The sequence below is a fragment of the Pseudomonas sp. FH1 genome, from assembly GCF_000510895.2.
GTDB classification, from domain to species: Bacteria; Pseudomonadota; Gammaproteobacteria; order Pseudomonadales; family Pseudomonadaceae; genus Aquipseudomonas; species Aquipseudomonas azotoformans_A.
Genome location: NZ_AOHM01000021.1, coordinates 1 through 24,465, shown reverse-complemented (window position 1 = coordinate 24,465; position 24,465 = coordinate 1). Strand labels below are relative to the sequence as shown.

The 24,465-nt window shown below is 62.2% G+C and carries 27 protein-coding genes; 9 read left to right on the top strand and 18 right to left on the bottom strand.

Features of this window, described 5'->3' with window-relative positions; translation table 11 throughout:
- Positions 1–2: 2 nt before the first annotated feature.
- The 6 genes from H096_RS08180 to H096_RS08155 all read left to right on the top strand — a co-directional run bounded on the left by H096_RS08180 (position 3) and on the right by H096_RS08155 (position 6,741).
- Positions 3–893 (top strand): 2-hydroxy-3-oxopropionate reductase, encoded by an 891-nt coding sequence (locus H096_RS08180; protein ID WP_033897622.1) that lies wholly within the window; start codon positions 3–5, stop codon positions 891–893.
- A gap of 191 nt (positions 894–1,084) precedes the next feature.
- Entirely contained in the window at positions 1,085–2,365 is a 1,281-nt protein-coding gene (locus tag H096_RS08175) for a glycerate kinase (protein WP_033897621.1), read from the top strand.
- On the top strand, positions 2,355–3,770 hold the full coding sequence (gene pyk, locus H096_RS08170; protein ID WP_033897620.1) for a pyruvate kinase: 1,416 nt from the start codon (positions 2,355–2,357) through the stop codon (positions 3,768–3,770). Before H096_RS08175 ends, pyk begins: the two co-directional genes overlap by 11 nt.
- A 129-nt stretch (positions 3,771–3,899) precedes the next feature.
- Positions 3,900–4,775 carry an urea transporter gene (locus H096_RS08165; protein ID WP_033897619.1) on the top strand — a complete coding sequence of 292 codons (876 nt, stop codon included), beginning with the start codon at positions 3,900–3,902 and terminating at the stop codon, positions 4,773–4,775.
- A 31-nt stretch (positions 4,776–4,806) separates the two neighbouring features.
- Positions 4,807–5,631 (top strand): ion transporter, encoded by an 825-nt coding sequence (locus H096_RS08160; RefSeq protein WP_033897618.1) that lies wholly within the window; start codon positions 4,807–4,809, stop codon positions 5,629–5,631.
- A gap of 105 nt (positions 5,632–5,736) precedes the next feature.
- Positions 5,737–6,741 carry a sulfate ABC transporter substrate-binding protein gene (locus H096_RS08155; protein ID WP_033897617.1) on the top strand — a complete coding sequence of 335 codons (1,005 nt, stop codon included), beginning with the start codon at positions 5,737–5,739 and terminating at the stop codon, positions 6,739–6,741.
- Between the two features lie 129 nt (positions 6,742–6,870).
- On the opposite strand, the gene H096_RS08150 is transcribed toward H096_RS08155, so the two are convergent.
- Positions 6,871–7,485 (bottom strand): DUF5666 domain-containing protein, encoded by a 615-nt coding sequence (locus H096_RS08150; protein ID WP_033897616.1) that lies wholly within the window; start codon positions 7,483–7,485, stop codon positions 6,871–6,873.
- A gap of 171 nt (positions 7,486–7,656) precedes the next feature.
- Here H096_RS08150 and H096_RS08145 point away from each other — a divergent pair, with 171 nt between their 5' ends.
- On the top strand, positions 7,657–8,853 hold the full coding sequence (locus H096_RS08145; protein ID WP_033897615.1) for an MFS transporter: 1,197 nt from the start codon (positions 7,657–7,659) through the stop codon (positions 8,851–8,853).
- A gap of 8 nt (positions 8,854–8,861) precedes the next feature.
- Here H096_RS08145 and H096_RS08140 read toward each other — a convergent pair whose 3' ends face one another.
- From H096_RS08140 to H096_RS08130, 3 genes are all read right to left on the bottom strand, one after another.
- Complete coding sequence (locus H096_RS08140; RefSeq protein ID WP_033897614.1) at positions 8,862–10,409, bottom strand: M10 family metallopeptidase C-terminal domain-containing protein; 1,548 nt, start codon at positions 10,407–10,409, stop codon at positions 8,862–8,864.
- Between the two features lie 305 nt (positions 10,410–10,714).
- A complete protein-coding gene (locus H096_RS08135) occupies positions 10,715–11,119 on the bottom strand; it encodes a type II toxin-antitoxin system HicB family antitoxin (RefSeq protein ID WP_033897613.1) in 405 nt (134 codons plus the stop codon).
- Between the two features lie 11 nt (positions 11,120–11,130).
- Complete coding sequence (locus H096_RS08130; protein WP_016978508.1) at positions 11,131–11,319, bottom strand: type II toxin-antitoxin system HicA family toxin; 189 nt, start codon at positions 11,317–11,319, stop codon at positions 11,131–11,133.
- A 191-nt stretch (positions 11,320–11,510) separates the two neighbouring features.
- Here H096_RS08130 and H096_RS08125 point away from each other — a divergent pair, with 191 nt between their 5' ends.
- The gene (locus H096_RS08125) at positions 11,511–12,392 is read left to right on the top strand and encodes a LysR family transcriptional regulator (protein WP_033897612.1); all 882 of its coding nucleotides are present in this window, start codon (positions 11,511–11,513) and stop codon (positions 12,390–12,392) included.
- A 22-nt stretch (positions 12,393–12,414) separates the two neighbouring features.
- Here H096_RS08125 and phnP read toward each other — a convergent pair whose 3' ends face one another.
- The 13 genes from phnP to phnC all read right to left on the bottom strand — a co-directional run bounded on the left by phnP (position 12,415) and on the right by phnC (position 22,853).
- The gene (phnP, locus tag H096_RS08120; protein WP_033897611.1) at positions 12,415–13,164 is read right to left on the bottom strand and encodes a phosphonate metabolism protein PhnP; all 750 of its coding nucleotides are present in this window, start codon (positions 13,162–13,164) and stop codon (positions 12,415–12,417) included.
- Positions 13,155–13,727: a phosphonate metabolism protein/1,5-bisphosphokinase (PRPP-forming) PhnN gene (gene phnN / locus H096_RS08115; RefSeq protein ID WP_033897610.1), complete on the bottom strand. Its 573-nt coding sequence runs from the start codon at positions 13,725–13,727 to the stop codon at positions 13,155–13,157. The genes phnP and phnN overlap by 10 nt, the downstream gene beginning before the upstream one ends.
- Positions 13,727–14,872, bottom strand: a complete 1,146-nt coding sequence (locus H096_RS08110; RefSeq protein ID WP_033897609.1) for an alpha-D-ribose 1-methylphosphonate 5-triphosphate diphosphatase — start codon at positions 14,870–14,872, stop codon at positions 13,727–13,729. The genes phnN and H096_RS08110 overlap by 1 nt, the downstream gene beginning before the upstream one ends.
- On the bottom strand, positions 14,862–15,584 hold the full coding sequence (gene phnL / locus H096_RS08105) for a phosphonate C-P lyase system protein PhnL (protein WP_033897608.1): 723 nt from the start codon (positions 15,582–15,584) through the stop codon (positions 14,862–14,864). The genes H096_RS08110 and phnL overlap by 11 nt, the downstream gene beginning before the upstream one ends.
- Positions 15,581–16,390: a phosphonate C-P lyase system protein PhnK gene (gene phnK, locus H096_RS08100; RefSeq protein WP_161630236.1), complete on the bottom strand. Its 810-nt coding sequence runs from the start codon at positions 16,388–16,390 to the stop codon at positions 15,581–15,583. The genes phnL and phnK overlap by 4 nt, the downstream gene beginning before the upstream one ends.
- Positions 16,351–17,193: an alpha-D-ribose 1-methylphosphonate 5-phosphate C-P-lyase PhnJ gene (locus H096_RS08095; RefSeq protein ID WP_033897606.1), complete on the bottom strand. Its 843-nt coding sequence runs from the start codon at positions 17,191–17,193 to the stop codon at positions 16,351–16,353. Before H096_RS08095 ends, phnK begins: the two co-directional genes overlap by 40 nt.
- A complete protein-coding gene (locus H096_RS08090) occupies positions 17,186–18,262 on the bottom strand; it encodes a carbon-phosphorus lyase complex subunit PhnI (RefSeq protein ID WP_033897605.1) in 1,077 nt (358 codons plus the stop codon). Before H096_RS08090 ends, H096_RS08095 begins: the two co-directional genes overlap by 8 nt.
- Complete coding sequence (phnH, locus tag H096_RS08085; RefSeq protein WP_033897604.1) at positions 18,262–18,852, bottom strand: phosphonate C-P lyase system protein PhnH; 591 nt, start codon at positions 18,850–18,852, stop codon at positions 18,262–18,264. The genes H096_RS08090 and phnH overlap by 1 nt, the downstream gene beginning before the upstream one ends.
- Complete coding sequence (phnG, locus tag H096_RS08080; protein WP_033897603.1) at positions 18,852–19,289, bottom strand: phosphonate C-P lyase system protein PhnG; 438 nt, start codon at positions 19,287–19,289, stop codon at positions 18,852–18,854. Before phnG ends, phnH begins: the two co-directional genes overlap by 1 nt.
- An 11-nt stretch (positions 19,290–19,300) precedes the next feature.
- Positions 19,301–20,005 carry a phosphonate metabolism transcriptional regulator PhnF gene (gene phnF / locus H096_RS08075; RefSeq protein ID WP_167351257.1) on the bottom strand — a complete coding sequence of 235 codons (705 nt, stop codon included), beginning with the start codon at positions 20,003–20,005 and terminating at the stop codon, positions 19,301–19,303.
- A 36-nt stretch (positions 20,006–20,041) separates the two neighbouring features.
- Positions 20,042–20,824 (bottom strand): phosphonate ABC transporter, permease protein PhnE, encoded by a 783-nt coding sequence (phnE, locus tag H096_RS08070; RefSeq protein ID WP_033897602.1) that lies wholly within the window; start codon positions 20,822–20,824, stop codon positions 20,042–20,044.
- A gap of 161 nt (positions 20,825–20,985) precedes the next feature.
- Complete coding sequence (phnD, locus tag H096_RS08065) at positions 20,986–21,987, bottom strand: phosphonate ABC transporter substrate-binding protein (protein WP_033897601.1); 1,002 nt, start codon at positions 21,985–21,987, stop codon at positions 20,986–20,988.
- A gap of 32 nt (positions 21,988–22,019) precedes the next feature.
- A complete protein-coding gene (phnC, locus tag H096_RS08060) occupies positions 22,020–22,853 on the bottom strand; it encodes a phosphonate ABC transporter ATP-binding protein (RefSeq protein ID WP_033897600.1) in 834 nt (277 codons plus the stop codon).
- A 244-nt stretch (positions 22,854–23,097) separates the two neighbouring features.
- Between phnC and H096_RS08055 the strand changes: the two genes are divergently transcribed.
- Positions 23,098–23,781 carry a DUF695 domain-containing protein gene (locus H096_RS08055; protein ID WP_241495488.1) on the top strand — a complete coding sequence of 228 codons (684 nt, stop codon included), beginning with the start codon at positions 23,098–23,100 and terminating at the stop codon, positions 23,779–23,781.
- Between the two features lie 151 nt (positions 23,782–23,932).
- Here the strand turns inward: H096_RS08055 and H096_RS08050 are convergent, their stop codons facing one another.
- Positions 23,933–24,424: a histidine phosphatase family protein gene (locus tag H096_RS08050; protein ID WP_082461482.1), complete on the bottom strand. Its 492-nt coding sequence runs from the start codon at positions 24,422–24,424 to the stop codon at positions 23,933–23,935.
- Between the last annotated feature and the right edge of the window lie 41 nt (positions 24,425–24,465).

The following is a 24,465-nucleotide window of genomic DNA, read 5'->3' as shown; positions in this document are numbered from 1 at the left end:
TCATGGCTAAAATCGGATTTATCGGCACCGGCATCATGGGTCAACCCATGGCCGCCAACCTGCAGAAAGCAGGTCACCAACTGTTCCTCTCCGAGCACCACGGCAAGGCGCCGCAAGCGCTGATCGACGCTGGCGCGGTGGCGCTGGCCAACCCGCAGCAGGTTGCGCAGGAAGCTGAGTTCATCATCGTGATGGTGCCGGACACCCCGCAGGTCGACGACGTACTGTTCCGCAAAGACGGCGTCGCCGCCGGCCTGTCGCCGAACAAAGTGGTGATCGACATGAGCTCGATCTCCCCCACCGCCACCAAGGCGTTCGCCGCCAAGATCAACGAGACCGGCGCGCAGTACCTGGATGCCCCGGTGTCCGGAGGTGAAGTCGGCGCCAAGGCCGGCACCCTGAGCATCATGATCGGTGGCGAGCCGCAGACCTTCGAACGCGCGCTGCCGTTGTTCCAGGCCATGGGCAAGAACATCACGTTGGTGGGCGGCAATGGTGATGGCCAGACCGCCAAGGTGGCCAACCAGATCATCGTCGCGCTGAACATCCAAGCGGTCGCGGAAGCGCTGCTGTTCGCCTCCAAGAACGGCGCCGACCCGGCCAAGGTGCGGGAAGCGCTGATGGGCGGTTTTGCTTCGTCGAAAATCCTCGAAGTGCATGGCGAGCGCATGATCAAGGGCACTTTTGATCCGGGCTTCCGCATCAACCTGCACCAGAAGGACCTCAACCTGGCGTTGGCCGGTGCCAAGGAACTGGGGATCAACCTGCCGAACACCGCCGGTACGCAGCAGGTGTTCAGCACCTGCACGGCGATTGGCGGCGGCAATTGGGACCACTCGGCGCTGATCAAGGGCCTGGAACATATGGCGAATTTCTCGATTCGCGAGAAGTAATACACGCCGCTCCTACCTTTGAAATGCGGTCGAATGTGGGAGCGGGCTTGCTCGCGAAAGCGGTGTATCCGTCAACATGGATGTTGGATGTCAGTCCGCATTCGCGAGCAAGCCCGCTCCCACATTTGATCGCATTCCAGTTCCTGAAATTGAAGCACCTCTAACAACAAAAAATCCCCGGGAGCCCGCTTATGTCGGTCGATCCGCAACATCTGCTTCGCGAGCTGTTTGCCACAGCCATCGACGCTGCCCACCCCCGGCAAGTCCTTGAACCCTACCTGCCCGCCGACCGCAGCGGCCGTGTGATCGTGATCGGCGCCGGCAAGGCCGCCGCCGCCATGGCGCTGGTCGTGGAAAACGTCTGGCAGGGCGAAGTCACCGGCCTGGTCGTCACCCGTTACGGCCACGGCGCGCCCTGCAAGAAAATCGAAGTGGTCGAGGCCGCACACCCGGTGCCCGACGCTGCCGGCCTGGCCGTGGCCGAGCGCGTATTGGCACTGATCAGCAACCTGACGGAAGACGACCGCGTGATCTTCCTGCTGTCCGGCGGTGGCTCTGCGCTGCTGGCGTTGCCCGCAGAAGGCATCACCCTGGCCGATAAACAGGCCATCAACAAAGCCCTGCTCAAGTCCGGCGCGACCATTGGCGAGATGAATTGCGTGCGCAAGCACCTCTCGGCCATCAAGGGCGGCCGACTGGCGAAAGCCGCATGGCCCGCCACCGTCTACACCTACGCGATTTCCGATGTGCCCGGCGACCAGGCCACGGTGATTGCCTCCGGCCCCACGGTCGGAGACCCGAGCACGTCGCAACAGGCGCTGGCGATTCTCAAGCGTTACAACATCGACGCCCCCGCCTCGGTACGCAGCTGGTTGCAGAACCCGGCCTCGGAAACCGTCAAGCCCGGCGACCCGGTACTCGCCCGCAGCCACTTCCAATTGATCGCCCGCCCCCAGCAATCCCTGGAAGCGGTGGCGGTAAAAGTCCGCCAGGCCGGTTTCAGCCCGTTGATCCTCGGCGACCTCGAAGGCGAAGCACGGGACGTGGCCAAGGTACACGCCGGTATCGCCCGGCAGATCGTGCAACACGGCCAGCCCTTGGCGGCGCCGTGCGTGATCCTCTCCGGCGGCGAAACCACCGTGACCGTGCGCGGCAATGGCCGTGGCGGGCGCAATGCGGAATTCCTGTTGAGCCTCACCGACAGCCTCAAGGGCCTGCCCGGCGTGTACGCCCTGGCCGGTGACACCGACGGTATCGACGGCTCGGAAGACAACGCCGGCGCGATCATGACGCCGTGCAGTTATTCGCGCGCCGAAGCCCTCGGGCTGTCGGCCAGCGATGAGCTGGATAACAACAACGGCTACGGCTATTTCGCTGCCCTCGACGGTTTGATCATCACTGAGCCGACGCGCACCAACGTCAACGACTTCCGCGCCATCCTGATCCTTGAGACTGCCAAACATGACGCCTGACAAGAAGGTCAAAATCCTCGCCACCCTGGGCCCGGCCACCGACGGTATCGACGACATCCGTGAACTGGTAGAAGCCGGGGTGAACATCTTCCGGCTCAATTTCAGCCACGGCGACCACGCCGACCATGCCCAACGCTACCAATGGATTCGCCAGGTCGAGCGCCAGCTCAATTACCCGCTGGGCATCCTCATGGACCTGCAAGGGCCAAAGCTGCGGGTTGGACGTTTTGCCGAGGGCAAGGTGCAACTGGTACGCGGCCAGGCGTTGCGCCTGGACCTGGACGAAACACCGGGCGACCAGCGCCGGGTCAACCTGCCCCACCCGGAAATCATCGCGGCGCTGGAACCCGGCATGGACCTGCTGCTGGACGATGGCAAGCTGCGCCTGCGGGTGATCACCAAACATGCCGACGCCATCGACACCACCGTGCTCAATGGCGGTGAATTGTCTGATCGCAAAGGCGTGAACGTCCCACAAGCCCTGTTGGAACTCAGCCCACTGACCGCCAAGGATCGGCGCGATTTGAGCTTCGGCCTGGAGCTGGGCGTGGATTGGGTGGCGCTGTCGTTCGTGCAACGCCCGGAAGACATTCGCGAAGCCCGCGAGCTGATCGGCGACAAGGCGTTCCTGATGGCCAAGATCGAGAAACCCTCGGCCGTGCAGCGCCTGCAGGAAATCGCCGAACTGAGCGACGCGATCATGGTGGCCAGAGGCGACCTGGGCGTGGAAGTACCGGCCGAGAGCGTGCCGCAGATACAGAAGGACATCATCAGCACCTGCCGCCAACTGGGTAAACCTGTGGTGGTGGCGACGCAGATGCTGGAGTCGATGCGCTTCTCACCGGCGCCGACCCGCGCCGAAGTCACCGATGTCGCCAATGCCGTGGCCGAAGGCGCGGACGCGGTGATGCTGTCGGCCGAAACCGCTTCCGGCGAATACCCGCTGGAAGCCGTGCAGATGATGAGCAAGATCATCCGCCAGGTGGAAAACGGCCCGGATTACCAGGCGCAACTGGATGTCAGCCGACCGAAGGCGGATGCCACGGTGTCGGACGCCATCAGCTGCGCGATCCGCCGTATCAGCAGCATCCTGCCGGTGGCGGTGCTGGTGAACTACAGCGAGTCGGGCAGCTCCACCCTGCGCGCGGCGCGGGAACGGCCGGTGGCGCCGATCCTCAACCTTACGCCCAACCTGTCCACGGCACGGAGGTTGAGCGTGGCGTGGGGCGTGCACTCGGTGGTCAATGATCGGCTGCGCCAGGTGGATGAGGTCTGTTCCACGGCGCTGGAGATTGCCCAGGCACAGGGCATGGCGGAGCGTGGGGATACGTTGGTGATTACGGCGGGGGTGCCGTTCGGGCAGCCGGGGTCGACCAATTCACTGCGGATCGAAACCCTACTCTAATCCTCTGTGGCGAGGGAGCTTGCTCCCGCTGGACTGCGCAGCAGTCCCATCTCTTAGGGCCGCTGCGCGGCCCAACGGGAGCAAGCTCCCTCGCCACAGGTTTTATGTCCATCCTTAGATAGTCAATCCATGCACAACCCCACCTGCCCCGACTGGGCTGAAGCCCTGCTCAACGGCTTCAGTCAGATCTTCCTGCAACGCCAACCGCTGTGCGGCCTGCTGTGCCTGCTGGCGATCCTGATCGGCGCGCCGACCTTGCTCGGCGGCGCGCTGTTGGGCGGCGTGGCGGGATTGCTCACAGCCCAGCGTCGCGGTTATCCCAAGACCGAGCGCCAGGCCGGGCTGTATAGCTATAACGGCGTGTTGTTGGGTTTGTTGATCAGCCAGCACTTCGCCTGGTCGGCCTTGCTGCCGCCGCTGATCCTGGCGTGCGGCGGCTTGAGTGCGATCCTGACGCGGCAATGGTTGAAACACGCCAGCCAGCCCAATGACCTGCCGGCCTACACCGCGCCTTTTGTCGGGCTGGGTTGGTTGCTGCTGGGCACCGTGCCAGAGAGTACCTTTGCTCTGAGCGAACCCGACACGTTGGCTATCCTCACTGCGCCTTTTACCGGCCTCGCGCAAATCATGTTGCTGGATCAGCCCGTATCAGGCGCGCTGATTGCGCTGGGCCTGTGGCTCGCCAACCGTCGCGCCGCCACTTGGGCCTTGATCGGCGCCAGTGTCGGCGTGCTGATTGCGCTGTGGCTGGACGAACCCGCCAGCGCCCTCCTCGGCCTGCACAGCTACAACCCGGCGCTGGCTGCCGTGGCGTTGAGCCAGGTACGTCGCCAGCCCTGGCTGCCGCTGCTCGGCATCCTGCTGGCAGTCGTCCTCACGCCCGGCTTTGCCGCCCTGCACCTGCCTGCGCTGACCGCGCCGTTCATCCTCGCCTGTTGGCTGGTGCGTGCGGGTGTTCGAGTGCTGCGCAAACCCTGCATGGACAGCCCCTTCGAATCCCCCTAGGCTTGCTCGATATCAGTTTCAGGCGGGATTTATGGACAGCAACAACGACTGGCGCCAGCGGCTCTACGTCATGATTTTCCAGAGTGACACCACCGCAGGACGGCGCTTTGACGGCATCCTGCTGCTGATCATCCTGGCCAGCCTGGTGATCGTGATGCTCGACAGCATCGACCAGATTCACCAGAACTATGCCGATGTGCTCGCCTATATCGAGTGGGGCTTCACCCTCGTCTTCCTGATCGAGTACGGGTTGCGGCTGTATTGCTCGCCCAAGCCGTTGCGCTACGCCTTCAGTTTTTATGGGTTGGTGGACTTGCTGGCCATCGTGCCCGGCATCCTCGCGTTGTATTACAGCGACGCGCAGTACCTGTTGATCATCCGCATCATTCGGATGTTGCGGATCTTCCGCGTGCTCAAGCTCAGCCCGTACCTCAAGCAGGCCAACTACCTGATGGCGGCGTTGCGGGGCAGCAAGCAGAAGATCGTGGTGTTCCTGGTCAGCGTGTGCACGCTGGTCACGGTGTTCGGCACCTTGATGTACGTGATCGAAGGCCCGGAGCACGGCTTTACCAGCATTCCGAAAGGCATCTACTGGGCCATCGTGACCCTGACTACCGTGGGCTTTGGCGACATCGTGCCGAAGACGCCGCTGGGCCAGGTGATTTCGTCTTTAGTGATGATCACCGGTTATTCGATCATTGCCGTGCCCACCGGAATTTTCACCGCTGAACTGGCGAGTGCCATGCGCGGTGAACAGCTGCAAACCGACTGCCCGGTCTGCAAGAAGAATAGCCATGAACCGAATGCCGCCTTCTGCTCGCGGTGCGGGAGTAACCTTTTCCGTAAACTGGAATAAGCAAAGTACGTTTTAATCTTTAAACGTCTATGCGCCGGCAGCTATAGTCGCTGGCATATTGCCCCTACTCAATCGACTACCTTCTCGAACAACAAGGAATGAGCAGTGAAAAAACTCGTTAGCGCCTCTCTCCTGGCCGCCGGCCTTGCCCTGGCGGGCGCCGTCCAGGCTGCCCCCGTCACACTGCTCAACGTCTCCTACGACGTGATGCGCGATTTCTACAAGGACTACAACGCCGCCTTCCAGAAGCACTGGGAAGCCGAGCACCCGAACGACAAGCTGACCCTGCAGATGTCCTTCGGCGGTTCCAGCAAACAAGCGCGCTCGGTGATCGACGGTCTGCCGGCTGACGTGATCACCATGAACATGGCCACCGACATCAACGCGTTGGTCGACAACGGCAAACTGGTGCCGGACAACTGGGTCACCCGCCTGCCGAACAACAGCGCGCCGTTCACCTCCGCCACCGTATTCATCGTGCGCAAAGGCAACCCGAAAGCCCTGAAGGACTGGCCGGACCTGTTGAAAGACGGCGTGCAGGTGATCGTGCCCAACCCGAAAACCTCGGGTAACGGCCGCTACACCTACCTGTCGGCCTGGGGTTATGTGCTGAAGAACGGCGGCGACGAAAACAAGGCCAAGGCCTTTGTCGGCAAACTGTTCAAGCAGGCGCCGGTGCTGGATACCGGCGGCCGTGCGGCGACCACCACCTTCATGACCAACCAGATCGGCGACGTGCTGGTGACCTTCGAGAACGAAGCGGAAATGATCGCCCGTGAGTTCGGCCGTGATCAGTTCGAAGTGATCTACCCAAGCGTTTCCGCCGAAGCCGAGCCGCCGGTGTCGGTGGTCGACAAAGTGGTCGAGAAGAAAGGCACGCGTGTAGCGGCCGAAGACTACCTGAAGTACCTGTGGTCGCCAGAAGGCCAGGAAATTGCGGCCAACAACTACCTGCGTCCACGTGACCCGAAAGTGCTGGCCAAGTACACCGACCGCTTCCCGAAAGTCGACTTCCTGTCGGTAGAGAAGACCTTTGGTGACTGGCGCACCGTGCAGAAGACTCACTTCAATGATGGTGGGGTGTTTGACCAGATTTACTCCGGCCAATAACCGGCGAAACGCAGTAACAAATGTGTGAGCGGGCTGGTTGCAGTGAGTGGGGCTGCTTCGCAGCCCAGCGCGGGGCAAGCCCGCTCACCACAACAAGCCTGCTCCCACATTGGGCTTTGTGTCTGGCAGTTACATTGGCGGTGTCACGCCATCTTTGCCGGCTGAGATGGCCTGCGCGGTAATGGTCCCATCCGCCCCCTGCGCTGCAAACAACACCACCTTCACCCCCGCCTTGAGCAAACTGCGATCCCCCGGTTCCAGGTTGACGATCGGCACATCCTCAGGCACCACGATCTTCTGTTCGCCGCCTTTGTACTTCACGGTTAACGTACGCCCTTTGCTGACGACCAAGTCGCCGACGGTGCCGTTGGTCATGCTGCTGCCTTCTTTTAAGTCAAACGCGCGATGCCCATCGCCCGTGCCGGCCATGGCCGGTGGGAAGACGTGCACTTCCAGTGCGGTCAAGGTGCCATCGGCGTTGGGCATGGCGGCGGAGCCAATGTAGCTGCCCGGCTTGATCTCATCGATCTTGGCCAGAGTGACCGCGCGCACCTGAGTGCTTGGGGTCAGGTGCACGATGACGTCTTCGCCGCTGTTGACCTTGACGTGCATCGCATCGCCTTCCATCGCGGTAATGGCCCCGCGCACGCCCACCCGCGGCGCTTCGGCAGCCTGGGCCAGGCCTACGGCCATCGCGGCGGCCAGGGTGGAAGCCAGGAGCATCTTGTTCAACGTGATCTTCATGGGATTTCCTGTTTCGGCAGTTGTTTCTGAATGTATCATTACCCTTCGCGCAGAAAGTTAACGATTCACTCATCATTACCGGGCATGAGTGTTATCACTGCCAGCGGCCTACCCGGGCTACGGTGTTGTCTTTAGGCTCGCCCCACTTTCCTTCGCATTTATGAGAACACCATGAACGCTACGTCCCACGCTACAACCACCATGACCCGGAGCATGGTGATGCTGTTTGCGTTTTGCTGCGGCGCCATCGTTGCCAACATCTACTATGCCCAACCGATCATCGAGCTGATCGCGCCGGATATCGGCCTCACGCCCGCCATGGCCAGCCTGATCGTCTCCTTGACGCAGATCGGCTACGCCCTGGGCCTGTTTTTCCTGGTGCCGCTGGGTGACCTGCTGGAAAACCGCAAGCTGATGATCGCCACCACCGTACTGGCCATCGCCAGTCTGTTGGGTGCGGCGTTTACCGAGCAGCCGAATCTGTTTCTGCTGGTGTCGCTGCTGATCGGCTTCAGTTCGGTGTCGGTGCAGATCCTGATTCCGCTGGCCGCGCACCTGGCACCCGCCGAGTCCCGTGGCCGCGTGGTCGGCAGCATCATGGGCGGCCTGTTGCTCGGCATCCTGCTGGCACGCCCCGTGTCCAGCGTGGTGGCGGACCACTTCGGCTGGCGCGCGATGTTCATGGCGGCGGCGGCGTTGATGGTATTCATCAGCGTGGTGTTGCTGATCACCATCCCCAAGCGCCAGCCTGATCACAGTGCCACCTATGGGCAGTTGCTGCGCTCCCTCGGCACCTTGTTGCGTGAGCAGCCGGTGCTGCGCCAGCGGGCGTTTTATCAGGGTTGCATGTTCGCTACCTTCAGCCTGTTCTGGACCGCCGCACCACTGGAGCTGGCGCGTAACCACGGCTTGAGCCAAAGCGAGATCGCGCTGTTCGCTCTGGTCGGCGCCCTGGGTGCCATTGCCGCGCCCATCGCCGGTCGCCTGGCCGATGCCGGTCACACTCACCGCGCGTCGTTGCTGGCCATGCTGTTTGCCGCGTTGAGCTTCCTGCCAGCCTTCGTGCACCCGTTGTACAGCGTGATCGGCCTGGCGGTGACCGGCGTGGTCCTGGACTTCTGCGTGCAGATGAACATGGTGCTGGGCCAACGCGCCATCTACGCCCTCGACGCCAACAGCCGCAGCCGCCTGAACGCGCTGTACATGACCAGCATCTTCATCGGCGGTGCCTTCGGTTCGGCGATTGCCAGCAGCGTGTATGAGCACGGCGGCTGGCTGGGTGTGATGCTGGTGGGCAGCGCGTTCCCCTTGATCGCGCTGCTGCGTTTCCTGAGTGCTTCACGCCCGGCTACGGTCGCCACTGCTTGAGGAGAGGTTCAAGACTGTTTTTTCTCCGCGGATGCTTGGCCGGCAGGCGATGTCAGCAGGCTCAGCAATTGTGAGAAAAAGGCCAGCAGGGTGATTGCGAACATCTGAATCAAGCCGGCAGCTTGCTCCTGTGTCTTATCCGTCAAAGGCGCGGGAGCGGGTGTCGGGACCGGAGGACGCGGCGCCGGAGTGGGAGCAGGTGCTGGTGTAGGTTTAGGGACAGGTGCAGGCTGAACCTCCGGCGCTTGCCCCTCCCACAGCACATCCGTTGGCTTGATTTCGCCCTTGCTCTTGAGCAACAGGTCCGGCTTACCCGTTCCCTTCAGGTCAATCGCCAGGCTTGAGAGGCCCGTACTCGGATCATGCTTGATCACCGCCTCCCCGGCGCGACCACTGAACCGATCGGTGAACACCAATGCTCGCACACCCGCCTCCTTCAAGGCGCCCGACACGTCGACCTTATCCGTACCGCTGGTGAAGTCCTCGATCATGTCCGGGTCGGTCGGCGTGGAATCGCTGGCCTTGTCGTAGACAAAGGTGTCGGCGCCGCCACCGCCTCTCAGGGAGTCGCCCTTCCCGCCGCCCTTGATCCGGTTTGCCGCCTCATTTCCCGAGATGTTGTCTCGCCCCGAGCCGCCAATCGCATTTTCAATCGTGCAACCCTTGGCAATGGACACATTGCCCTTCAACTCGCCCACATCAGAAAACGACTCGGCGTTCAGGTTGATGTTCTGGTCCTGGGAAAACCCGGAGAAATCCATCGTGTCGACACCACCACCGTCCCAGACACAGAAGACAGGTTTGTCCGCAGCGCTTTTGAGGCTCATCGCCTCGCGCTCGGTATTGGAGTTGAAGCCATAGGTGGTATCGGTTTTGCGGGTCTCATGATTGGCGCCGTAGAGGCGTTGAGCTGCCGCGATATCGTCCATCATCGGCGCGGAGGGATTCTGCCCCTTGAAGTCATGCCCCTTCTGATTCTGCTCCGACCAATAACTCATCACCGTACGCGCTTTGGTGTCTTCGGCGTAGACCGCGCCGTTCTGGTAATCAAAACCAAGCCCGTTGTAGTTCCCCGGATGATGCAGGCCGATGGCGTGGCCGACCTCATGGATAGCCGTCACCGAAAAGTGACTGCCCAATGCCGGTGCCCCACTTTCTCCTCGGGTGCCAATCGTGGCCGTTGTCTGGGTAGTGAAACGGCCAGGGAAGGTGGCCACCCCACGGTCACTGCCTGGGTTGTTGCGAATGTTGAGTGTGCCGTCCGCCCCGCCCGCCTGCTCGCGAAAGTTGATATTGGCCACATCCTGCCAGGACTGCACAGCCTGGCGAACACGTCGTTGCTGCTGCTGGGTGAAACTGCCATCCACCGTGTAATTCACATCGACTTTCGAATCGCCGTTGCGGTCATGAAAGCGCAGGTTTTCTCGCGTGAGTTGGCTGGCTGCCTGGTCCGTCGTGTAAGAGGGCTTGTTGCCAGCCCCCACGCCAAATGGGCCGGGGTCCGATACCGGCAGGTTATTCAGAGGACTCCTACTGCGAAGGTCATAAGTATTCATTGTGCGACGCCTTTGGTTTCAATAAAGAGAGTCGGCCAACTGATTGTTAGCCAACGGGTCCAGAGGGAAACTCGCACGCTGAAAAATCCGACACCACCGTAAAGTTAATACCAGCCGAAACACCCGAACGCCCTGAAACACTGGGCGATACAGCCAAGAATTCCTTTGCAATTTAAACACTCGACAACACAAAGGCCCGGGCGGCATCGCGTTGTTTTGGCAACAGAAAAACAGAATCTAAAAAAAAACTGCCCGCTCAAGTACGCTGTTTTCCCACCGACTAGGACACACCCCTTAACCCTTCCTCAGGACCGCACCAGCTTCTCCAGCGCAGCGTCCGCCAGGAAGGAAGAGCGGCTCTTGACCTTGTGTTCACGCACATACCGGTCGATGCGCTGGATGACGTAACCAGGCAAAGTCACGTTGACCTTCTCGGTCTTGCCCAGGTAGGGCGTGATGTCCAGCTCCAACATCCCCCAACCCATGCCGGCGTAGTCTTCGTGCGCGTGATGGTTGGCTACCGACGTCGGCATCGGAATCGGGCCGCCTTCTGCGGCAATCTCTTGCAGCATGATGTGCGCGATTTCCACTGCGGCGTTGTAGGCCTCTTCAAAACTGTCCCCGGCGGTGACCGCACCTGGGATATCGGGGATCTGGATACCGGTGGCGGTGAAGTCATCGCCCCATTCGATACAGATTGGGTATTGCATGAACGTTCTCCTTAAAACTGAAACAAGCCGGCGCGTTTCCTGATGCTTCTGACGGTGCCCAGCGGCAGGTCCTTCTTGGGATGCGGCACAGGGATGGTGTACGGGCTATAGCGGTGGGTAAAAATATGATGACTGCCCGTGACCCGATCCAGCACCCAGCCCGCCTCTTGCAGTTCCTTGATCAATAACCTGCTTTGCACCCGAGCCTCCTTGGCTTGGCCTGAATAAAAATAACCCCAGAGTTACCTTTACTCAAGCACAAAATACGCAGGTCTGACTGACGGCTGTTTTACTGGATATTGAAACCCCACCCGCTCGACACTGGAAACGCATGACACATCCGGGTCATCGCCTTAGGCTTGAACGCCGCCAAGCCCGACAGGAGCCACCGATGGACCGCCTCACCGCCATGGAAACCTTCGTCCACGTCGTCGAAACCGGGTCGTTCTCCGCAGCTGCCAAACGCCTGGGCATCGGCCAGCCCGCCGTGTCCAAGAGCATTGCGCAACTGGAGGCGCGCCTTGCCGTGCGGCTGGTGATGCGCTCCACACGGGGCCTGACCCCCACCGAGGCGGGCTTGGTGTACTTCGAACGGGCCAAGCGGGCTATCGATGAAGCCAATGCAGCCGACGAGGCCGCCCGTGGCGCCAGCGCCGGATTGACGGGCAACCTGCGGGTCAGCGCCGGCGTGACGTTCTCCCGCATGCGGATCATTCCTAACCTGGGCCCCTTCCTGGACCAACATCCAGGCCTGAACATCGACGTGTTGCTCGACGACCGACTCCTGAACCTGGTTGAAGACGGCATCGACGTCGCCCTGCGTATCGGCAACCTGAGTGATTCTGGCCTCACTGCTCGCCGGCTTGGCCAAAGTCCGTGCAGGGTATTCGGTACGCCGGCCTACTTCGAACGTTTCGGCGAGCCACAGAGCCCGGCGGATATCCTCAACCACCAGGCCGTGATCTACAGCCTCGGGGAAAGCCCGCTCTGGCCCTTCAAACAAGGCCTTCACGAACACACCATCGCCGCTCAAGGACGCTTGCGCGTCACCTCTTCCGAAGGTTTGCGCGCAGGTGTGCTCGCCCACCACGGCCTGGCGATGACGTCCGAATGGATGTTCTCGCCGGAATTGGCCAGGGGTGAGGTGAAGCCCGTATTGACCGATTGGGAACTTCCTCCAAAGGACCTGTGGGCGATATTGCCGACGGGGCGAATGCCGAGTGCCAAGGCCAAGGCATTTATCGAATACGTTGAAGGGTTATTGAGGAAGTAGCGTTCTGTGCAACCGTAGGCGTTCAGATAATCCGGCCATCCCAGCCGACCGTGACATGCCGTGGCAACTCACGCCGATGCTCCAGCAACCACGCATCCAACGTATGCCCCACATGGGTCAACACCCCCAGTTGCGCGCCAGTTTCCTCGATACTCTGCAACGCCAACGTCAGGTCATTGTGATTGCGCGGTGCTTGCGGCTGCGGCGGCATGGAGCAATCCAGTACCAGCACGTCCAGGGGTTCACGTTGCAGCCAAGCCAGGGTCGCAGGCGGCAGGCCGACCGTGTCGGTGAGGTAGGCAATGCGCCGTCCTTCGCCTTCCAGCAGGTAACCCAGGGTCAGTTTGGAATGCTGCAACGGCAACGCCGTGACGCTCAACTCGCCAAATTGGCGTGTTTCAAACTCGGCAAAAGGCTGGCTGAAATCGAGAATGCCCGGATGCTTGTACAGATCGGACAAGCCCTCCGGATCCGCCGGGCCGTGCACCGGAATCACCAGCCCCTGCCCCCAGCGCAGGTGCAGCAAACCCTGGGCATGATCAGCGTGATAGTGGGTCTGGAAAATCCCGTTGAAGCTGCGCGGCGGGAAGCGCTCGGTGAGGTCGGGCAAACCGCTGTCGATCAGCCAGCGTTGGTCGCCGCATTCGATCAGCGCGCTGCACGGGCGGCGGCGCAGGCTTGCGTCGCTGCGCGCCAGACCGCACGCGGGGCATTCGCAGCCGTACACCGGGACTTGCCGCGCGTCACCGGTGCCGAGCAGCGTCAGGCGCATGCCGAGTGCCCGTGGTCGAGGCAGCACAGCAGGCGCTCGACCGTATGTTCCAGCGGCCCGGAGTTGTCCAGCACGAACAACCCCGCCCCATGCCCCGCGATCAACTCAGCGGTGAACCGCGTATTGCGTGCCAGGCGCTCCTCGATATCCGCCAATGCCTCACGCCCGCGTGCGATCAAACGCTGGCGCAACACCGCCTGGTCCACCGTCAACAGCAACACCAGCGACGTCGGATAACGCGCGCGGGTCTGTGCCAAGTGCGCGCGGGAGCCGTTGACCAGCACGTCGTCACCCGCCGCCAGCCACGCGTCGATCTCCTTGGGAATGCCATAGGACAAGCCATTCGCCTGCCAGCTGAGGGCAAAGGCGCCCTCCGCCTGCAGCGCGGCGAACTGCTCCGGGCTGACCCCTTGCGCCGCCTCGCCCACTGCTTCCGCCGAGCGGGTGATAACGCGGCGCACGATACGGCAACCGCGCTCGGCCAACCGTGGGCGTGCGGCATCCAGCAGGCTGTCCTTGCCCGAGCCGGACGGCCCGATGAGATAGATCAACCTGCCTGCCATCAAAACACCCTCTTCGCTTGTCGCCATACTTGTTGCACCACCGGCAGCCCTTCGCGGCTGCGGGCCTGGACCAGGTCCGCGCGCAGGCCAATGGCGATTTCGCCGCGATCGCTGAGGCCCGCGGCTTTTGCCGGCGCCAGGCTGATCATCTTGACCGCTCGCGACAGGTCGCCGCCGTCCTGCTGGTCGGCCAGCACAAAGGCCGCCTGCAACAGGCTGGCCGGGTAATAGTCGCTGGAAAGTATATCCAGCAATCCCTCGGCCGCCAGGCCGGCGGCGGCCACATTACCCGAGTGCGACCCACCGCGCACCACGTTCGGCGCGCCCATCAACACTTTCATGTCCAGCGCCTGGCAGCCCTTCGCCGCTTCCAGGGTGGTGGGGAATTCGGCGATGGTCATGCCGTAGCCTGCCGACTCTTGCACGTGGGCCAGCGTCGCATCGTCGTGGCTGGCGACGGACAGTCCGCGCGCCAGGCAATGCTCGACGATGGCGGCGCGATAACGGTCGCTGTACGCCAGGGAGTTGGCCTTTTGCAACACGATGAACGCGTCCATGGTTTCGTCGTTCAGGTGGTACTTGCCCATGTAGTACTCACGGTACTTGGATTCAAGCACGAACTGGCGCTGGCCCGGCGAATGGTCCATCACCGACACCAGTTGCACCAGCGGGTTTTCCACCAGGTCGCGGAACACGCTGAGGGTGTCCGGGTGGCACAACTCGCAGCGCAGGTGCAGGTGGTGCTCGGCGCGGGTCAGGCCGGCACCTTCTGCCTGGGCGATGGCATCAAGCATCGCCGGCAGCTTTTTCATGCGGTTGCCCTTGGGGTTCACGTCGCCGATGGACACCGCGTCGAACACCGTGGTGATACCCGCCGCGATGATCTGCGCATCGTGGCTGAGCACGGCCGAGGTCGACGGCCAGTCCACGCCGGGGCGCGGGGTCATGTGTTTTTCCAAATTGTCGGTGTGCAGCTCCACCAGGCCCGGCAACAGGAAATCACCGCCCAGGTCCTGAGCCTGGGGCAACTGGCTGCGCCCTTCAGCGAGGTCGACGATCTTGCCGTCGCGCAGCACCACCGAGCCCAGGAACATGCGATCAGCCGTGACAATCTGGGCATTACTGAGGATCTGTTCAGCGGGCATTTGCGTATTCCTCTTGGGCAACAGGCGTGGGGGTCATGTCGAAATGGCGGTCGGCAACCGCTTCACGAGCGGCGCGGTCGTGGAAGATGCCGATCAGCGCCGCGCCGGCGGCCTTGACTTCGTTCATCAGCTCCAGCACCACCTGGCGGTTGTTGTCGTCCAGGGACGCGGTGGGCTCATCCAGCAGCATCACCGGCCAGTCCACCATGAAGCCGCGGGCGATGTTGACGCGCTGTTGCTCACCGCCGGAGAAGGTGCCGGGCGCCAACTGCCACAGGCGTTGCGGGATATTCAAGCGGGTCAGCAGGTGTTCGGCACGCGACTGCGCATTGGCCTTGGACCAGCCACGGGCCAACGCCGGCTCCATCACCACGTCCAGGCATGCCACGCGGGGGATTACCCGCAGGAATTGGCTGACGTACCCGAGGGTTTGCTGACGCACCTGCAAGATGTCACGCGGCTCGGCGCCGACCAACTCCAGCCACGCGCCCGCATGCTGCACACGAATGCTGCCACCCGCCGGCAAATAGTTACCGTACAAGGTGCGCAACAAGGTGCTTTTACCGGCGCCGGACTGGCCGTGCAGCACCAGGCATTCACCGCCCTGCACACTGAACTCGACGCCACGCAGCACGTTGAGCACCACGCCGTGTTGCTGATGCAGGGTGAAGGTTTTCGAGAGGTCACGGACCTCGATCAAGGCATTTGTCATGGCTGCAATACCGAAGACACCAGCAGTTGAGAGTAAGGGTGCTGTGGATCGTCGAGGATCTGGTCGGTGAGCCCGGTTTCCACCACACGGGAGCGACGCATCACCATCAGGCGGTCGGCCAACAGGCGCGCGACGGCCAGGTCGTGGGTGACGATCACCACCGCCAGATCCAGCTCACGCACCAAGCCGCGCAGCAGGTCGAGCAGGCGCGCTTGCACCGACACGTCGAGGCCGCCGGTGGGTTCGTCCATGAACACAAGCCGCGGGCTGGAGACGAGGTTGCGGGCGATTTGCAGGCGCTGCTGCATGCCGCCGGAAAAGGTGCGCGGCAAGTCATCAATGCGCTGCGGGTCGATTTCCACCTGGCTCAGCCAATCGAGACCGGCACCGCGCAGCTGCTCGTAATTGCGCACGCCCTGGGCCATCAGGCGCTCGCCGATATTGGCACCGGCCGACACGCCCATGCGCAAACCGTCGCGGGGGTTCTGCTCGACAAAGCCCCACTCGGTACGCAGCAAGGTGCGGCGCTCGGCTTCGCTGGCGCTGTACAAATCCAGCCATTCGCCGTCCTTGCTGCGGTAGCCGATGCTCCCCGCTTGCGGCGGCAGGCGCCCGCTCAACAGCGAGAGCAAGGTGGATTTACCCGAGCCGGACTCACCAACGATGCCCAGCACTTCACCGGGGTAAAGATCGAAACTCACGCCTTGGCAGCCCTTCTCCGGGCCGTACAACAGGGAGAGGTCACGCACTTGCAATAACGGCTGGCTCACTGGTTGTTCTCCTTGACGCGTTGCGCGCAATACCAGGTGTCGGAACAGACAAAACTCTGGGTGCCCGCATCGTCGAGAATCAGCTCATCGAGGAACGATTCATGGCTGCCGCAGATGGCGCAGTTGTGTTCCCACTTCTGTACTTCGAAGGGGTGGTCTTCAAAGTCCAGGCTGGTGACCTGGGTGTAGGGCGGCACCGCGTACAGGCGCTTCTCGCGACCGGCGCCGAACAGCATCAGCGCCGGGCTCATGTCGAGTTTCGGGTTGTCGAATTTGGGGATCGGCGACGGATCCATCACGTAGCGCTCGTCGACCATCACCGGGTAGGCGTAGCTGGTGGCGATATGGCCGAAGGTGGCGATGTCTTCGTAAAGCTTCACGTGCATCACCCCGTAATCATTCAGGGCGTGCATGGTGCGGGTCTCGGTTTCGGACGGTTCGATAAAGCGCAGCGGCTCGGGAATCGGCACCTGGTAGACCATGATCTGATCGGCCTGCAGCGGGGTTTCCGGGATGCGGTGGCGGGTCTGGATCACCGTCGCGTCCGGCGTGGCTTCGGTGGTGGCGACGCCTGCGGTGCGCGCAAAAAAGCGGCGGATCGACACGGCGTTGGTGGTGTCGTCGGCGCCCTGGTCGATGACTTTGAGCACGTCCTCCGCGCCGAGGATCGCGGCGGTCAATTGCATGCCGCCGGTGCCCCAGCCGTAAGGCAACGGCATTTCGCGGCCACCGAACGGCACTTGGTAACCGGGGATCGCCACGGCCTTGAGCAAGGCGCGGCGGATCATGCGTTTGGTCTGTTCGTCGAGGTAAGCGAAGTTGTAGGCGGCGTCATTCATGGCTCGGGCCCTCGGCCGGTTGGCGCAGTTTGCGGATCAGTTCCAGTTCGGACTGGAAGTCCACGTAGTGCGGTAATTTGAGGTGCGAGACAAAACCGGCCGCCTCGACGTTGTCGCAGTGGGCCAGTACGAATTCTTCACGCTGGGCCGGCGAGACGATCTCTTCGTTGTATTCCCCCGCGCGCAGCGAACGGTCCACCAGCGCCATGCCCATGGCCTTGCGCTCGGCATGCCCGAAGGCCAACCCGTAGCCGCGCGTGAACTGCGCCAGTTCAGTGGCTGAGCCGACGAACTGGTTGACCATCTCGCACTCGGTCACTTCGATGCTCCCCAGGCAGATGGGAAACCCCAGCTCTGGCGGGTCGATCCACACCTCGACGTCGCCGATGCGGATCTCGCCGGCAAACGGGTGATTACGGCCGTAGCCACGCTGGGTCGAGTAGCCCAGCGCCAACAGGAAACCTTCATCGCCACGGGCCAGGGCTTGCAGGCGTTCGGCGCGGCTGGCCGGGTATTCCAGCGGGTCGCGGGTGATATCGGCGACGCTGGCGTTGTCGTCGGTTTCGGTCTTGATCAGGCCTTCTTTGGCGAGCAGGCCGAGCACCCGTGGGCAGGCTTCGATGCGCGCATCCGGCGTAGTCTGCGGGCCGGGGTATTCACCTTCGGCCAGCAGCGAAAAATCCAGCAGCCGGTGGGTGTAATCGAAAGTCGGGCCAAGCAACTGGCCGCCGGGCACGTCCTTGAACGTGGCGGACAGGCGCCGGCTCAACGACATCTGCGCAGTGTCGATCGGCAAGCTCGGGCTGAAGCGCGGCAGCGTGGTGCGGTAGGCGCGCAGCAGGAAGATCGCTTCCACCAGGTCCCCCGCCGCTTGCTTGATCGCCAGCGCGGCGAGTTCTTCGTCGAACAGCGAACCTTCGGTCATCACCCGTGCCACAGCCAGGGGCAGTTGCTCGCGGATTTGCCTCACGCTCAGTTCAGGAATCGCGGTATCGCCCCGGCGTTTTTTCGCCAGCAGGCGGTGGGCATTGTCGATGGCCTGTTCGCCACCTTTGACGGCTACGTACATCAGGCACGCTCCTCTGCGACACGGCTGCTGCGCGGCAGGCCGATCAGGTGGTGGCCGGCGGCAAACAATACATCCAGGCCACGGGGGAAGGCTTCGCGACGCTGGCGCTCCAGCCAGAAGGCTTGCGGCACGGGCACCTGAACCTGGCGCGGGGCCTTGATGCCGGGGCCGCGCCAGAGCAGGCCGCGACCGGATTCCAGGTCGGTGAGCTGTACAAGCAGGGTGCAGGACTGGTCGGGATAGCGATCATTGCCGTGGTTGAAACCACTGAGGTCGAGCAGGTCTTGCTCACCGAGCAAGGCGAACACCGCGTCTTCACGGTTCGCCGTCAACGGGCAACCACAGTGGAACGCCAGGTTGGCGCGGATCAGCGGCGTGTCGAAGCTCGGCGCCAGCCACAGCGGCGTGTCCCCATCCAGCATCGCCAGGCACAGGGCATAGGTGGCGGGCGCCAGGCCATCGAGGCGCGGCGCGCAGGGCAGGTGCTGGATCAAACCGGGTTCGGCCAAGGTTTTTAGGGCGGCACGAAAACCGCGCTGGGCGTCCAGGACCGGGTCGACAAACGCCGGTTGCAACAGTTGCGCATTCATCAGTTTTCTCCTCGAACCAACGTGAAGAACTCGACCTTGGTCGCGGCGGTGTCGGCTTCTTTTTGCGCGCGTCGAGCGGTCTGTGTATTGGCCAGCGCGGTGATCAAATCGCTGAGCCAAAGACTTGGCTGCGTGCCTTGCAAGTGGGCATCGGCCAGGGCCGCCAATTCGGCGTGGGCCTTATCGCGCCCGGCCAGGTAGCTGTAGCCGGTGCGACCATCGGCCAGGCGCACCACGCAGCGGGTCACACTCATTTCGCCGACGTTGAACGGCGCGCCATTGCCGCCCATGCGGCCGCGCACCAGGGTCATGCCGATTTCCGGGGCGCGGATCAGTTGGTATGCCGCGTCTTTCAACGCGGCTTCGTGAGGTTGCAGTTCACTGAGTTGGGCGCGGGCGAGCACACCAATCCAATGCTGACGCGGGGACAGATTCATCAGGGTCTCCATCAGGTCACCACTTGGTACTGGAAGCGATCGGAACGGCTGGTGGACTGCGCCAGCTCCACCGGGCGGCCGTCGCGATCGCGGGAAAGGGTGAATACGGTGAGGGCCGGCAAGTGCCGAGGCATCATCAGCAGCGCGGCTTCATCACGGTTGGGCAAACGCGCACCGATCAGGCTTTGGGTGCGCGTCAGCGGCAGGTCGCGTTCGCGCAGGTACTGACGCAGCGAACCGCCGGTGTAGTCAGCCAGCAACGGCGCACGGCTGGCGCAGTAGCGATGGCGGATCAGGCTGACGGGCTGGTGGTCGAGCTTGCGCAGGGTCTGCAGCTCGATCATCGGCGCCATTTCGGCAATGCCCAAGTGCTGCGCCTCATCGCGGCTGGCGTAGCAGTAACGGCGCTTGAGCAGCACCGCTTCCACGCCCACGCCTTGGGCCGACAGCGACTGGCTGTAGGAGGTCTCGGCGCCCATCGGGTAGATCAAGGGGCGATCAAGTACCTGGGTGCCCTTGCCCTGGCGGCGCAACAGGCTGCCTTCGAATACCAGCTCGTCGATGGCGCGGCGCAGCGTGTGGCGGTTGACGCCAAAACGCTCGGCCATGTGCACCTCGCCAGGCAGGAAGTCGCCGGCGCTGTAGCTGCTCAATTCACGGCGCAGGATATCCGCGAGTTCGCGGTACACCGGCTCATCTTGTCTAGACAACTGCATGCTTAAAAAAAGCGCCGCGCGGGCACCCCTCCGACGTCAGATGAACTGCTTGCGCAGGCGTTGGGACAACACATCGATACAGCTCACCACCACGATGATCACCAGCAGCACCGCGCAGGTTTGTACAAACTGAAAGGCGCGGATGTTTTCCCAAAGGATCACGCCGATCCCGCCCGCGCCGACCATGCCGACCACCGTGGCCGAGCGCACATTGGCTTCGAAGCGGTACAGCGCGTAGCTCACCCACAGCGGCATCACCTGGGGGATCACGCCGTAGATCACTTCCTGCAAGGCACTCGCGCCAGTGGCACGCACGCCTTCCACCGGGCCTGGGTCGATGGCTTCGACGGCCTCGGCAAACAGCTTGGCGAGGACGCCGGTGGTGCTGATCCACAGGGCCAAAACGCCAGCGAAGGGACCGAGGCCGACGGCGACCACGAACAACATCGCGAACACCATTTCATTGATGGAACGGAAGGCGTCCATCACCCGGCGCAGCGGTTGGTGGATCCACCAGGGGGTGATGTTGTCGGCGCAGAGAATGCCCAGCGGCACCGAGCAGACAATCGCCAACACCGTGCCCCACAGGGCGATCTGCACGGTGACGATCATCTCCTTGAGGTAGGAGCGCCATTCGTGGAAGTCCGGCGGGAAGAAGTCGGCGGCGAAGGTCGCCATGTTTCCGGAATCGCGGTACAGCGCCAGCGGGTTCATCTCGGCGCCGTGCCAGGCCCAGGCCAGCAGGACCAGGAACAGGCCCCAGCCGAGGTATTGCGGCCAAGTGCGTTTGCCGACGGCTTCAGCGTGCAAGGTTGTCATGGGTCACTCTCAATAGCGGTGGGAACTGGATCTCTGTGGGAGCGGCGGTGCGACGATTCGACTTGCTCGCGAATGCGGTGTGTCATTCAATGCATCCGGCGACTGATTCACCGCTTTCGCGAGCAAGCCCGCTCCCACATAAACCCGGCTCCTACAGGGGGTTAGCCGTTAGCTGCGGTTTTTTTGTCGAGTTCGGTGATGCGCTGTTGCAACTTGGCCAGGTCAGCATCGATATCGGCGAGTTTCTTGGCCTTATCCGCCGCTTCCAGCTTGTCGTCCGCGCTGATCGTGGTGCGCTGCTTGAACAGCTCCAACTGGCGGATCGGCAACAGTTGGTCGTCGCTGGAGGCAAGGAACTTGCCCAGCTGCATGTTCTTCAGCACGGCCTTCTCTTCATCGGTGTCACCGTAGTGGGCGAAGAAGTCGCGGATCTTGGTTTTCTCGCTGTCGCTCAAGGCCTTGCTCCACACCATCGGGTCGGCCGGGATCAGCGGTGATTTCCAGATCACCTTGAGCATGGCGGCCTTGTCCGGCTGGGTGACTTCCAGGCGCTCCCAGCTTTCGGTGTTGAAAGTGGCGACGTCCAACTGCCCTTTGGCGACGCTCAAGGCGTTCACTTCATGGCTGGAGTTGAGCGTGCGCTTGAACGCCGTGGCGGCATCCACATTGTTCTTGGCAAACACGTAGTAACCCGGCACCAGGTAGCCCGAGGTGGAGTTCGGGTCACCGTTGCCAAAGGTCAGGTTCTTGGCGTTCTTGAGCATGTCTTCAACGTTGTTGATCGGGCTGTCCTTGCGCACGATCAGCACGCTCCAGTAACCGGCGGCACCGTTGGCGGCGGCGGTCTGGGCGAAGATCTCGCCGTTGGAGCGGTCCACCGCTTCCATCGCGGCCTTGTTGCCGAGCCAGGCCACGTCGACCTTGTTGAAGCGCATGCCCTGGATCAGCCCGGCGTAGTCGGAGGCGAAGGTGGCGTTGATGGTCAGGCCGGTCTTCTTGTGCATGTCATCCAGGAACGGCTGCCAGATGCTCTTGAGGTTCTGCGAAGACTCGGTGGACATGATGCCGAAGTTGATCGCCTTGTCGGCGGCATGGGCATTGCCCAACGCCACACTGGCCAGCAACACCGCAGACAGAAAGACGTGACCGATACGGTTCAACATGGAAAGGATTCCTGTGGGTCGTGAGTAAGGTTTCAAGCGCGCGCCAGGGCCAGCCGAGGGGTGACGGAGGTTTGGCGGGACTGGTCGGAAAACATCAGGCTGGTGTCGACGTCGGCACCGTACAAATCATTGAGGAAGTGGCTGCTCATCTCGCTGCCCTGACCGTCGAAATGAATACGGCCACCTTTGAGGGCCACGGCACGCGGGCAATAACGCATGGCGTAATCGACTTGATGCAGGGTCACCACCACGGTCTTGCCGTCGCGGCGGTTGATGTCGGCGAGGATCTCCATGACCTTGCGTGCCGACTCCGGGTCAAGCGAGGCGATAGGCTCATCGGCCAGGATCACCTCGGCGCGCTGGGTCAGCGCACGGGCGATCGCCACACGCTGCTGCTGGCCGCCGGACAAGGTCGAAGCCCGCTGCGCGGCCAAGTCAGCCAGGCCAACGCGCGCCAGGGACTCCAGGGCAAACGCCTTCTCTTCGGCATTGAACAAGCCGAGGTTGCCGCGCCAGCGCGGCATGCGGCCCAGGCAACCGAGCAGCACGTTGTCGAGCACGCTCAGGCGGTTGACCAGGTTGAACTGCTGGAAGATGTAGCCGATGTCTGCGCGCAGCCGCCGCACCTTGCCATTCAAGCGCCCACTGGCCTGCACTTCCCGGCCCAGCACCTTGACGCTGCCGCCATTGCTCTTGTCGCAACAGGCCAGGCCCGCCAAGTGGCGCAACAAGGTGGACTTGCCAGAACCGGAAGCGCCAATCAGCGCGACCATCTCACCTGGGGCAATGGTGAGTTCGAGGTCGACCAACGCGGATTTCTTCGCAAAGGTCTTGTTCAAGTGATCGACATGGATAGCGTGATTCATGGGCTTCTCTGTCTTGTTTGAACAGCCACGGGGTGGCTGCGTTTGAGTTCAAACGACAGTAGGCGCGGGAGGTGTCAGTGCTATTACTTGCACATGACTGGAGGGGGTCGGTTGGATGAAGGTTTTGTGAAAGGTTGAAGGTGGGTAGGCAGTGGTCTGCGGCGAAGACGTCTGGCACAATCGGCGCCATTAATTAGCCAGCATCCGCCGTCACAGGGCAGGCTCAAGCGTTTAGGGATGAACATTGAAAGACAAGCAAAGTAACAAGCACTCGCTCACATGGCTGGTGCTGGCAAGCGTACTGACCGCAGGCTGCGCAGGGCACCCTGCTGCACCCGTGGTCGAGCGCAACCCTTGCCTGGATGAAGGCCCGGTGCACAGCGTAGCGTTTGACCAGTGTGTGAATGATCGAGCGGCGGACCGAGCGGAAGCCCTCAGGCTCCTGCTGGACGATGCCAACCCCAACCCTCGCCAGCAAGCATTGGCCGAGCCTGGCCCTGACGACTACCAAGACGCCGACTTTCCAGACACACCCAACCCCATGCTTTACCAGGGTACAGACTCTGTCACGGCAGCTGAACGCCGGGCACTGCCCTACAAGATCAGAATCACCTGGAAGTACACCTCCAAAACCCTCAGGCCAGCGCCCCGAGACCTCTCCCGGATGGAACAGATGCGCAGCCTGATCGTGCCGTCCGTGCAGGAACAAGGGCTGGCGAAGTGGCTGTGCACGGTGACGGGTGGGCAGCAGGTGCAGTGGATTTTCTATGCCAAAAGCGAGGAAAGCTTCAGGGCCCAGGTGAATGCCGCGCTGGCCAAAAGCGGCCCCTACCCGCTGGCGTTCACGACCCATAAAGAACCTGCGCTGAGTGGTGAAATGGGCGGGGCTGAAACGGTCCGCATCACGCCCAAAACCTGTATGGAATGACGGGTGGCGAGCAGGCTTGCCCTGCGTTGGGTTGTGCAGCAGCCTCAACAAGGCGGCCGCGATAAGTCAGACAGAACGCGTGGGCAGGTTTTGGGGCCGCTGCGCAGCCCAACGCGGGCAAGCCCGCTCGCCACAGAGTTGTACGTAGCAATTAAATTGGGGCAGTCACTGGAAACGCCATGACGTTGAAATCGTCCAAAACCAGCATCTCTCCATTCGAAAGCTGCCAGTTAAAGAAGTCCGAAAAGTCTCCTCTGGCTAGAGCGCGAATCACCTTCGCCACAAATCCATGCGCGACCAGCAGTACAACACGCTCAGGATAAAGCGCTGCCAGTTCCACCAAACCTTGATGTACACGGGCAACCACATCTGCAATCGACTCACCGCCCGTTGGCCCAACCGCCCATTGGCGCGTTATGTTCTGCGCCCAGAGCTGCGGGTGCATTGCTTTTGCCTCAGCCTGTGTCAGCCCTTCGAACACACCGACGTCACGCTCGCGAAATTCGCCCATTGTTAATAGCTCAAGATTCAACTCACCGTTAAGAATTTGCGCGGTTTGCTGGGCTCTCACGCGCGGAGAGACAATTAACACCTCAATGCCGCTGGGCAGTTTCTTGCTGAGAGACGCAGCCTGTTCCCCAATGTCATCAACCTAAGCTGCAGCCCTGCCCAAGGCAAGCCCCC

Excerpts from the sequence above, each read along its gene's own strand:
- H096_RS08160 (WP_033897618.1), top strand. The coding sequence starts at position 4,807 with ATGGACAGCAACAACGACTGGCGCCAGCGGCTCTACGTCATGATTTTC.
- phnC (WP_033897600.1), bottom strand. The coding sequence starts at position 22,853 with ATGAATCACGCTATCCATGTCGATCACTTGAACAAGACCTTTGCGAAG.
- H096_RS08140 (WP_033897614.1), bottom strand. The coding sequence starts at position 10,409 with ATGAATACTTATGACCTTCGCAGTAGGAGTCCTCTGAATAACCTGCCG.
- H096_RS08165 (WP_033897619.1), top strand. The coding sequence starts at position 3,900 with ATGCACAACCCCACCTGCCCCGACTGGGCTGAAGCCCTGCTCAACGGC.
- H096_RS08090 (WP_033897605.1), bottom strand. The coding sequence starts at position 18,262 with ATGTACGTAGCCGTCAAAGGTGGCGAACAGGCCATCGACAATGCCCAC.
- H096_RS08150 (WP_033897616.1), bottom strand. The coding sequence starts at position 7,485 with ATGAAGATCACGTTGAACAAGATGCTCCTGGCTTCCACCCTGGCCGCC.
- H096_RS08175 (WP_033897621.1), top strand. The coding sequence starts at position 1,085 with ATGTCGGTCGATCCGCAACATCTGCTTCGCGAGCTGTTTGCCACAGCC.
- phnG (WP_033897603.1), bottom strand. The coding sequence starts at position 19,289 with ATGAATCTGTCCCCGCGTCAGCATTGGATTGGTGTGCTCGCCCGCGCC.
- H096_RS08125 (WP_033897612.1), top strand. The coding sequence starts at position 11,511 with ATGGACCGCCTCACCGCCATGGAAACCTTCGTCCACGTCGTCGAAACC.
- H096_RS08110 (WP_033897609.1), bottom strand. The coding sequence starts at position 14,872 with ATGCCCGCTGAACAGATCCTCAGTAATGCCCAGATTGTCACGGCTGAT.
- phnF (WP_167351257.1), bottom strand. The coding sequence starts at position 20,005 with ATGCAGTTGTCTAGACAAGATGAGCCGGTGTACCGCGAACTCGCGGAT.
- H096_RS08180 (WP_033897622.1), top strand. The coding sequence starts at position 3 with ATGGCTAAAATCGGATTTATCGGCACCGGCATCATGGGTCAACCCATG.
- phnE (WP_033897602.1), bottom strand. The coding sequence starts at position 20,824 with ATGACAACCTTGCACGCTGAAGCCGTCGGCAAACGCACTTGGCCGCAA.
- phnP (WP_033897611.1), bottom strand. The coding sequence starts at position 13,164 with ATGCGCCTGACGCTGCTCGGCACCGGTGACGCGCGGCAAGTCCCGGTG.
- pyk (WP_033897620.1), top strand. The coding sequence starts at position 2,355 with ATGACGCCTGACAAGAAGGTCAAAATCCTCGCCACCCTGGGCCCGGCC.
- phnD (WP_033897601.1), bottom strand. The coding sequence starts at position 21,987 with ATGTTGAACCGTATCGGTCACGTCTTTCTGTCTGCGGTGTTGCTGGCC.
- phnL (WP_033897608.1), bottom strand. The coding sequence starts at position 15,584 with ATGACAAATGCCTTGATCGAGGTCCGTGACCTCTCGAAAACCTTCACC.
- phnH (WP_033897604.1), bottom strand. The coding sequence starts at position 18,852 with ATGAATGCGCAACTGTTGCAACCGGCGTTTGTCGACCCGGTCCTGGAC.
- H096_RS08145 (WP_033897615.1), top strand. The coding sequence starts at position 7,657 with ATGAACGCTACGTCCCACGCTACAACCACCATGACCCGGAGCATGGTG.
- H096_RS08135 (WP_033897613.1), bottom strand. The coding sequence starts at position 11,119 with ATGCAATACCCAATCTGTATCGAATGGGGCGATGACTTCACCGCCACC.
- H096_RS08095 (WP_033897606.1), bottom strand. The coding sequence starts at position 17,193 with ATGAATGACGCCGCCTACAACTTCGCTTACCTCGACGAACAGACCAAA.
- phnN (WP_033897610.1), bottom strand. The coding sequence starts at position 13,727 with ATGGCAGGCAGGTTGATCTATCTCATCGGGCCGTCCGGCTCGGGCAAG.